The sequence below is a fragment of the Bradyrhizobium sp. Leo170 genome (genome assembly GCF_004296405.1).
Classification (GTDB): Bacteria; Pseudomonadota; Alphaproteobacteria; order Rhizobiales; family Xanthobacteraceae; genus Bradyrhizobium.
Map to the genome: position 1 here is coordinate 1 of NZ_PSRR01000359.1, position 8,790 is coordinate 8,790.

At 60.8% G+C, this 8,790-nt stretch carries 8 protein-coding genes and 1 pseudogene; 5 read left to right on the top strand and 4 right to left on the bottom strand.

What is annotated here, in order from left to right:
- The coding region (locus CWO89_RS47250) for a hypothetical protein (RefSeq protein WP_207234647.1) at window positions 1–439 on the top strand (439 nt) is incomplete at its 5' end.
- A gap of 510 nt (window positions 440–949) precedes the next feature.
- Here CWO89_RS47250 and CWO89_RS36640 read toward each other — a convergent pair.
- Window positions 950–1,546 (bottom strand): redoxin domain-containing protein, encoded by a 597-nt coding sequence (locus CWO89_RS36640; protein ID WP_207234648.1) that lies wholly within the window; start codon window positions 1,544–1,546, stop codon window positions 950–952.
- A 50-nt stretch (window positions 1,547–1,596) separates the two neighbouring features.
- Window positions 1,597–1,716: pseudogene (locus tag CWO89_RS49780) on the bottom strand (glycine cleavage system protein H); the annotation flags it as partial.
- Between the two features lie 537 nt (window positions 1,717–2,253).
- Between CWO89_RS49780 and CWO89_RS36650 the strand changes: the two are divergent.
- Genes CWO89_RS36650 through CWO89_RS36660 form a run of 3 tightly spaced genes read left to right on the top strand, consistent with a single transcriptional unit; the run spans window position 2,254 to window position 5,415 of the window.
- Window positions 2,254–3,267, top strand: coding sequence for a catalase (locus CWO89_RS36650; RefSeq protein WP_130583249.1), 1,014 nt, complete (start codon window positions 2,254–2,256; stop codon window positions 3,265–3,267).
- Window positions 3,268–3,271: 4 nt separating this feature from the next.
- A complete protein-coding gene (locus CWO89_RS36655) occupies window positions 3,272–3,988 on the top strand; it encodes a hypothetical protein (RefSeq protein WP_130583250.1) in 717 nt (238 codons plus the stop codon).
- A complete protein-coding gene (locus CWO89_RS36660; RefSeq protein ID WP_130583251.1) occupies window positions 3,985–5,415 on the top strand; it encodes a Dyp-type peroxidase in 1,431 nt (476 codons plus the stop codon). The genes CWO89_RS36655 and CWO89_RS36660 overlap by 4 nt, the downstream gene beginning before the upstream one ends.
- Window positions 5,416–5,842: 427 nt before the next feature.
- On the opposite strand, the gene CWO89_RS36665 is transcribed toward CWO89_RS36660, so the two are convergent.
- Window positions 5,843–6,349, bottom strand: a complete 507-nt coding sequence (locus tag CWO89_RS36665) for a DUF3455 domain-containing protein (RefSeq protein WP_130583252.1) — start codon at window positions 6,347–6,349, stop codon at window positions 5,843–5,845.
- A 57-nt stretch (window positions 6,350–6,406) separates the two neighbouring features.
- Window positions 6,407–7,621, bottom strand: a complete 1,215-nt coding sequence (locus CWO89_RS36670; protein ID WP_130583253.1) for an NADP-dependent isocitrate dehydrogenase — start codon at window positions 7,619–7,621, stop codon at window positions 6,407–6,409.
- A 372-nt stretch (window positions 7,622–7,993) separates the two neighbouring features.
- On the opposite strand from CWO89_RS36670, the gene CWO89_RS36675 reads away from it, so the two are divergent.
- On the top strand, window positions 7,994–8,790 hold a 797-nt coding region (locus CWO89_RS36675), incomplete at its 3' end, for an RNA methyltransferase (protein WP_130583254.1).

An 8,790-nucleotide genomic window follows, 5' to 3' on the forward strand; every position in this document is an offset into this window, starting at 1 on the left:
TATCATCGGACTCCCAATACTCACGCTGACACTGCTGATGATTGGGCGCCAAGCGCAATACGCGCACCACACGACAATGAGTCAAATATATCAAAATACAGCCGATGGCTTTGCCACCGTGCAGAGATATTTCATGGACAATCCTGAATATAGACCGTATTTCTACGATGGCAAAAGCATAGACGCGGTCGATCCAGAGTATGTACGAGTCTCCGCAATAGCGGAATTTTTTCTCCACGCGGTGCATAATCTCACAATACATCGCCGATACATGCAGGAGTATCCGTGGTATGTTTGGGAGAGATCTCTGCGTGATATCTACAACAAAAGCCCGATACTCCAACAATTCCTATATGAGCATCCTGACTGGTATACAGCCGACGTACATAGGATACTCACGGGCAGATCGCCTACCCTCGGCACTCGGCCGCCCGCCTAGTCCCACAATATTTGCCGGCCTGTAATTCACGTCATTCTCGCCATTCTGGCGTGTCCGGTTCGCCCCGCCCCAAGAGCGGACATTCGGCGAATGGCCCATGTGTTTATGAGCACACGCTCATTAGAACGCTTACGCTGAGCAAGAACAGATTGTGCACGGAATCATGATGATGGAGAAGAAAGGCCGCAAGGCGCCCCGAGGAATGACCAAGGCGCAGCTCGCTTGGGTGAGCAGTCCGACGGTCGTTCAAATCCACGGTCAGGGGCCCTTCGCGATCACCTACGTGAACCCTGACGACGATCCGAGAAGCAAGCCACAGGCGTCAAAGTAGTCGGCCGCACCTTTGAAACGACACCGGAGTCGGTGGCGCCCTCGCCGCCGCAATGTTATTTGCGATGGAAGCTGCTGAAGACCCTTCGACCCTTCTCACCGTATCGAGGGCGCACCGGCGTCAGTTCGGCAGATTTCCATCGCGTTGCCTTGGCGGCCTTGCTGACGCAGGCACCGCTCCTAATCCTGTTCACCGATGGCTTGGGCGTAGGTTTTGCCGTACGGATAGAAGAGGTCCTTGCGGCCTTGCTGCCACGCCGCCTTGAGTTCGGGCGTTGTGATGTCCCAGTCTGGCCGGCATTTCTTGATAACGACACGTAGATCCTGGCGGAGCTCTTCCATAGTGGGCCGGCCAAAGAACCAGTAGCCATTGTAGATCTTGTAAATGACAAGGCCGGGCTCGAGGACAATCACATGGGGGATCATCGGGTCGTGGGCCGGATCCGTATATTCGGCGATATCGAGATCCTTTTGGACGATACGCCTGGTGTCCGAGAGGAAGGGCCAATGAGCGCCGACACCGCTGCGATATTCGTTCGTCTCAGTGATGTTGTCAGTGCTGATCGTGACAAGGCGGCAATAGCCAACCTCCATCTCACGATGGAGTTCAAGAAGCCCTTCAGCCTGTCTGCGGTCCTTGGGGCAGAATCCGCCGCGGCTGAGGACGAGCAGCATCGGATGCTGGCCTTGCAGTTCGGAGAGCTTACGGCGTTTCGCCGTGTGGTCGGAAAGTTCGTAGTCGGGAAAGATGGCCCCTGGAACAATGTCAGATCGCATATGAAACGCTCCTTAGTTCGATGCGTGGCGCAACCCTGGTCCCGCACGTAAGCGAGATAAGCTTCCCGATCCAAAAGCGTGTCGAGTTCGGAAGGCTCGGCGAGCTTGATGTTGTAGATCCAGCCGGCGCCTCGGCGTTCTTCATTTGTGAGTTCGGGCTTGCCGGCCAGCGCTTCCTTTGCATCGGCAGTGGATTTTTGCGCCCAAGCTCAGGACAATGCGACGCTGCAACCGAAAGATAGCACAAATGAGCAGCTTGGAGTAGAGCTTCTCAATGCCTTCAAGACGGCAGTGGTTTGCGAATATCAGCGCAAATCGTGGGCATTCGGTCCCTGCGTCCGTAAGAGCCACCCGCTGTTGAGAGGGCCATCAGGCTAATCGAGCAGAATTCCCTTCAGCAACCCACGCGAGGCTCGCGTTTTTCGATGGTCGGCTTTGGGTCCAAATCCGGACTGTTGCACCGCAAGGACATGCACTCGGCCGATCGTTTTATCGGTGCGCGAGCACCGTCTGGAGCACGTCGATCACTGCTGTCAGATCCGAATTGCTTGGCGCTTCGTTCGGCTAATTTGTGAACTACGTCACATGTCCGACTTGCGATCAAATGTAAGGTTTGGCGGTGGGCGCAGGCTGAATTCGATCGACATCGCTAACGCGTCAAGCGCCAACGGCACCTGGGATGCCGGTCCGTTCGCAATGGAGGGGGCATGGGCGATTCATCGGTAGCAAGGCGGCTCGTCGACGCCATCATTGCCAATTTGCCGGAGCCTGCCCCCGGGCAAAGGCCGGTGCACACGATCGGCGTGGGCGCAGACGGCTATTTCATGGCTTCGGACGTGGCGCGCAACTATTGCATCGCAGAGCACTTCAAGGGACAGCGCATTCGCGTGTCGGTGAGGTTCTCCAACGGACAAGGGGGGCCGAAGCAGCATGATGGATGGTCCGATGTTCGGGGAATGGCGACACGTTTCCACCTGCAGGACGGGGCGGCAGCCGACCTGATCGCTACGACGCTCGCCGAATTTTTCGCCCGCAATGTTGAGGACTTTTTCGAGTTCACCAAGGTCGCGCGGCAGCAGCCGGTTCAAAGAGAATCCCCGTGGCGGAAGATTCTCGACATGCTGCAGCTCAAGGAGCCTGCTCGCGACCCGTACCCGAAGCAAACGACGAGTGACGGTGCGGGAATACTCAATTACGCCAATCGGCGCCGGTTCGCCCAGTTGGCAGTGTTCGAAGCCGGGGTGATCGGCGCCCCGGTGAGCTATGCCCGCGCGACCTATCACGCCATCCACACCTTCATGGTGGAAGATCCCCATGGAGTACGTCGTCCCGTTCGCTTTTCCTGGCAGCCGGTTGCAGGCGTTCGTACGACCGATCCCGCTGCCACGCCGGTCGATAAATATCTGCGCCATGAACTTGAAGAGCGCCTGCGGCGGTGGCCGGCCCGGTTCATGCTGATGATGACAATCGGCGAAGCGGGCGACGCACTCGACGATCCCACAAAGCCTTGGCCGGCCAGGCGAGTCCGGGTCGTCATGGGCACCCTTACGCTCACCAATCTCGCCAAGGATCAGGTCGCGGATGGCGAACGCATCAGTTTTAATCCCTGGCGTCTCGTACGTGGCATCGAGCCCTCCGGGGATCCGATCCTCCACGCCCGCCGGTGCGCTTATGAAGTCTCGCGCGAAATGCGCGACGGGTGCCCCTTCAGGTGGAGCTAAGCTGATGTCAGGTGAGGAAGGATGGTTCGATCGGTTTGTGAACGGGTTGCCCGAGACGCGCGTATTTCAGCGTTTGGCGTCGTGGGTTCTGGTGCCTTACTGGTCGTGGCGCACGCCGGTGAGGCCGCTGCCCGGTGGTCCCCACCCATCAATTCAGCCCGGCGACAATCTCCAGTGCATGATGAACCTGATCATGCCGCTCAAGGAGAAGTCGCCGGTCGGTCGGGCGAAGGCGGCGCTGGCGATCGCCCAAAACAAGGATGCGATATATGCCGGATTGGACAATGTCGGCACGGTGCACTTTGCGCGCTTCGTCATCGTCGGCGACAATATTTGCATGTTCTCCGTCTACGACGGAGACTTCACCAATTACATTCGTGACTTCATCGCTACGATCGGCAGCGTGTTCAATGCCGTGGTCGAACTTGTCGAAGGAGGGGAGGCCGTGATTCCCTGCGAGCATAATGTCGAGGCGTTCATCCAATGGGTGCACGAGCGCGACCTGTACCAGGTGCCGGACACGGCCACCGATCTTCTGAGAGACCAGGAAGCTTTGAACGGCGACAAGGCCGCATCCGGCAATGACGATCTCCGCCTGCTTCCGCGCAAAGTGGTCCTCCAGCTCCGCGCCAACGCGAACGTTTCGCTCGGCAGCGGCTACCGGGCTTATCCCGGATTTTCTGCGGCTCAGGTCCGCAACCAACTGGGGATAGGCTGGTGAGCGCAGTATTCGACGCCGCTGATGTACAGGGCAATATCTTGCGTGGCTATCGCAAGCCTCGCGTGCGGTACCTGATTCTTGAAGTCGCCGATCGCATCGCGGCCCGGCACTGGCTCGCCGCCTCGACATCCGGGCGCGGCGACGATGTTCCGCAGATCACGATCGGGAATTGGGGAAGAACCAAGCCGGAGACCTGTTTCAACATTGGCTTGACCTACGAGGGACTGCGCGCCCTCGGCGTGCCGAATTCTTCACTTGAAATGTTCCCGAACGAATTCATCGAAGGCATGAACGCCCGCGCCTTGAAGCTTGGCGATGTCGGGCCGAACGCGCCGGAAACCTGGCCTGCTCCCTTCGATGCTCCCAAGCGGGTCCATCTCATCGCCACGATCTACGCCGACGAGGTCGCGCAGCTCGACGAAGTCCAGCAGCACGCCCTCACCGATGGAAAGGCCTTCGGGCTGCTCGGTGCACTTGAGGGCTGCGCCTTCCCCAACGACGTCGTTCACTTCGGGTATCGCGACAACATTATGCAACCGAGATTCGCGGAGGTTCACGACGGACAACGCTATGAAGACGGACAACCCAAGGCGCCGCTCGGCACCGTGTTGCTGGGACATCCGACCAACTTCGAAGGTTTGACGTGGCGGGTGCCTCAACCCGAAGCATTGGGACACAACGGCACCTTTAATGCCTTTCGCGTGCTGGAACAGGATGTGGTTGGCTTTGAGGAGTATCTCGACCGAGCCGCGTCGGATTTGCTCACACGCCCGCAAATCGACGAGTTGCTGCCACCCGGTGCTGAAGCGAAAATCGGCCAAGCCTTGTCAATCGAAGGCTTGTCACGCCACGCGGCCTTGCGCGAGGTCGTCGCCGCCCACCTGTGCGGCCGGTGGCGCGATGGCACGCCGATGGCCCTGTCCCCGGATGCGCCTGATCCCAAAGTGGATCAGGCGAATTTTGACTACGTTGGCGACTCCCGCTGCCCCTTTGGGGCGCATATCCGGCGGTGCAACCCACGCGGCGGCCAGATCGTGCAACGGGTGGCGAACAACAGTCGGCGTCTTGTTCGGCGCGGGATGCCCTATGGACCACTCTATGATCCGGCGAAGCCTCGTGATCCGAGCAAACCCGAACCGGAACGGGGCCTGCTCGGCAACTTCATTGGGGCGAGTCTCGGCGCACAGTTCGAGGCCATGTCCTGTGATTGGCTGAATCTTGGCCTGCAGGATCCGCGCATCACCGGCTCCAACGATCCGATCACAGGCGCGAACGATCCTGGCACCAGCTGGTTCGACTTGCCGCTTAAATCCGGCACGACGATCCGGCTGCGGGCGTTGCCGCGGTTCGTCCGGACTCGCGGCGGCGCCTATGCGTTCCTGCCGAGCATCCCGGCGATCCGTTTTCTGGGATCGCTGATGGCGTGAGTCCCCCAAACAGGCTTGTTCGCTACGGCCTGCTTCGCGTCGGTCGCAACGACGATTTCGATGCTTGGCCGCGATGATGAGAGGGTGGAAGGGCACGCAAACCTCGGGCATTGTATGCTGCGAGAATGCGGACTCACATCCTCTCCGCTGTTTGACATTTTGAATCAGCACTCTCCCACGTCGTCCCGGGATTGACCCGGGACCCATAACCACAGGGCGTTGTTGGTTGCTCCGCCGCCACCGCTTGCTCGCGCCACAACACGCGCTTGTCGCTGCTTTCGCAGGGACGACATCGATGCGAGGTTCGACGGAATCGTAGGATGGGTAGAGCGCAGCGAAACCCATCATCGCGCGGCTTGCTCCGAAGCTGATGGGTTTCGCTGCGCTCTACCCATCCTACGGCACCGGCCTTGGTGCGACGAACTGCTCAGCCTTTACGAAGAAACACGTAGTCCGCCGAGTACGGCGCGCTGTGGGTCGCGCCGGCCTTGTCGCAGGGGCCTTCGAGCGTACCACCCGCGGTGTTGATCCGCTGCACCGTGGTGACGCCGGACAGCGTGCCGCTGCCGCGCCGCGAAATCACCTCGAGCTTGAGCCAGGGAATGTCGTTCGGCGTCGCGCCGGGCGCATTGCCGGAAGTCCGGCCGAGCACGACGCTGCCGTCGACATGCTCCCAGTTCGGTCCGGCATAGTGGCGGCCGACGGTCTTGCCGTCGGCCATCAGCGTTGCGATCGGCTCGCGAAAGGCCCAGGCCAGCTTGCCTTCGAGGCCAGCCTTGCACTCGTAGACCTGCGCGCCTTCGGCGTGGACGCTGAGCACGACCGCCTCTCCCGGGGCGGCGATGGCCTCGGGGAGGGTTGTTTCCGCGTGCACGCTTACCAGCGTGCCCGACAGCACCAGCAATGCGAGTGCGGCTTTCCCGGGGAGCGGCATGGCTTAGCCTCCATACGTATTCCCCCGGGGAAAGAGCGAAGCCCGGGAAGGCGGCCTTTAGGCCGCCGTCGCCTTGGTGAGGTTCTCGGCGACCTTGTCGAGGAAGCCGGTGGTCGACAGCCAGCGCTGGTCGGCGCCGACCAGGAGCGCGAGGTCCTTGGTCATGTAGCCGTCCTCGACGGTCTGGACGCAGACCTTCTCCAAGGTGTCGGCGAACTTCGCGAGCTCGGGGTTGTTGTCGAGCTTGGCGCGGTGGGCGAGGCCGCGCGTCCAGGCGAAGATCGAGGCGATCGAGTTGGTCGAGGTCTCCTTGCCCTTCTGGTGCTCGCGGTAGTGCCGGGTCACCGTGCCGTGGGCAGCTTCGGCTTCCACAGTCTTACCGTCGGGTGTGAGCAGCACCGAGGTCATCAGGCCGAGCGAGCCATAGCCCTGCGCCACGGTGTCGGACTGCACGTCGCCGTCATAGTTCTTGCAGGCCCAGACATAGCCGCCGGACCATTTCAGGGCCGAGGCCACCATGTCGTCGATCAGGCGGTGCTCGTAGGTCAGTCCCTTCGCGTCGAACTCCTTCTTGAATTCGCGGTCGAAGACATCCTGGAAGATGTCCTTGAAGCGGCCGTCATAGACCTTGAGGATGGTGTTCTTGGTCGAGAGGTAGACCGGATAGTTCCGCATCAGGCCGTAGTTGAAGGACGCACGGGCGAAGTCGATGATGGAGTCGTCGAGATTGTACATCTGCATCGCAACGCCGGCGCCGGGCGTCTTGAAGACTTCCCTCTCGATCACGGTGCCGTCCTCGCCGACGAACTTCATCGACAGCGTGCCCTTGCCCGGGAACTTGATGTCGGTGGCGCGGTACTGGTCGCCATAGGCGTGGCGGCCGATGATGATCGGCTTGGTCCAGCCGGGAACCAGCCGCGGCACGTTCTTGCAGATGATCGGCTCGCGGAAGATCACGCCGCCCAGGATGTTGCGGATGGTGCCGTTCGGCGACTTCCACATCTCCTTGAGGCCGAATTCCTTCACGCGGGCTTCGTCCGGGGTGATGGTGGCGCATTTGACGCCGACGCCGACCTTCTTGATCGCTTCCGCCGCATCGATCGTGACCTTGTCGTTGGTCTTGTCGCGGTACTCCATCCCCAGGTCGAAATACATCAGGTTGATGTCAAGGAACGGGTGGATCAGCTTGTCCTTGATGTACTGCCAGATGATCCGGGTCATCTCGTCGCCATCGAGTTCGACGACGGGGTTGGTCACCTTGATTTTTGCCATGGGAATAGGGCCTCTTGGGGGAACAGCGCGCTTTCGGGCGCGACTAGCGGATTATCCTCGGGGCTATAGCACCGGGAAAGCGCCGGCGGAAGCCAAGGGGTTATGCAGTTTCGGCTCATCTTTTAGCCGAGAATGCCGCCGCTATGTCTCATGCTTCAGGCGGCAGCGGAAGAGTGGAAGTGGGGTTGCGACGCTTCGCATCTCAGGTTTCGGATGAAGATCCAAGAACAGCCGTAAAGCCATTATTCCGCTTGAGAAATTTGCGCCCGCGGGGCAATCCCGGGGGGAGCGGGAAACTTGGCACTCTGATTCAACTCCTTCAGGACCTGAATCAGATTGTTCAGAGATTGAATCAGGAAGCGAAGTTCTAGGATGTCCGGCACCGACAAGACCAAGACCGGCCACGACCTCAGGGGTCCCGTGGTGATCCTGGTCGAACCGCAGCTTGGCGAGAATATCGGGATGGCTGCGCGCGCGATGGGCAATTTTGCGCTGTCGCGGCTCCGGCTGGTCAATCCCCGCGACGGCTGGCCGAACATCGCCGCGCAGCGCGCCGCCGCGGGCGCGGACCATATCCTCGATGGGGTCGAGTTGTTCGACACCGTGGACCAGGCGGTCGCCGATCTCGACCTGCTCTATGCCACCACCGCGCGTGCGCATGACCAGGCCAAGCCGGTGGTCGGGCCGGAGGCGGCCGCGCGCGAGATCGTGACGCATGTGGCCGATGGTGGCGGGGCCGGCATCCTGTTCGGCCGCGAGCGAGCCGGCCTGACCAATGAGGAGGTGGCGCTCGCCAACCGCATCGTCACCTTCCCGGTCAATCCGGGCTTTGCCTCGCTGAACCTGGCCCAGGCGGTGCTCCTGATGGGCTATGAGTGGTTCAAGCTCGCGACATCGGGCGGGCTGCCGTTCGTAATGCCAGAGCGATCCGAGCGCGCCTCGCAGCATCAGGTTCAGGCCTTCTTCGACAATCTGGTCGCCGAACTCGACAAGGTCGAGTTCCTGCGGCCGCGCGAGAAGCGCGACACCATGCTGGTCAACCTGCGCAACATCTTTACCCGGATGGAGCCGACCAAGCAGGACATGCATACCCTGCACGGGGTGATCATGGCGATCGCCGAGGGACGCAAGGGGCCGGCCAAGGGCGGCGTGCTCGACGGCGAGCAGGC

Excerpts from the sequence above, each read along its gene's own strand:
- CWO89_RS36670 (WP_130583253.1), bottom strand. The coding sequence starts at position 7,621 with ATGGCAAAAATCAAGGTGACCAACCCCGTCGTCGAACTCGATGGCGAC.
- CWO89_RS36655 (WP_130583250.1), top strand. The coding sequence starts at position 3,272 with ATGTCAGGTGAGGAAGGATGGTTCGATCGGTTTGTGAACGGGTTGCCC.
- CWO89_RS36640 (WP_207234648.1), bottom strand. The coding sequence starts at position 1,546 with ATGCGATCTGACATTGTTCCAGGGGCCATCTTTCCCGACTACGAACTT.
- CWO89_RS36650 (WP_130583249.1), top strand. The coding sequence starts at position 2,254 with ATGGGCGATTCATCGGTAGCAAGGCGGCTCGTCGACGCCATCATTGCC.
- CWO89_RS36665 (WP_130583252.1), bottom strand. The coding sequence starts at position 6,349 with ATGCCGCTCCCCGGGAAAGCCGCACTCGCATTGCTGGTGCTGTCGGGC.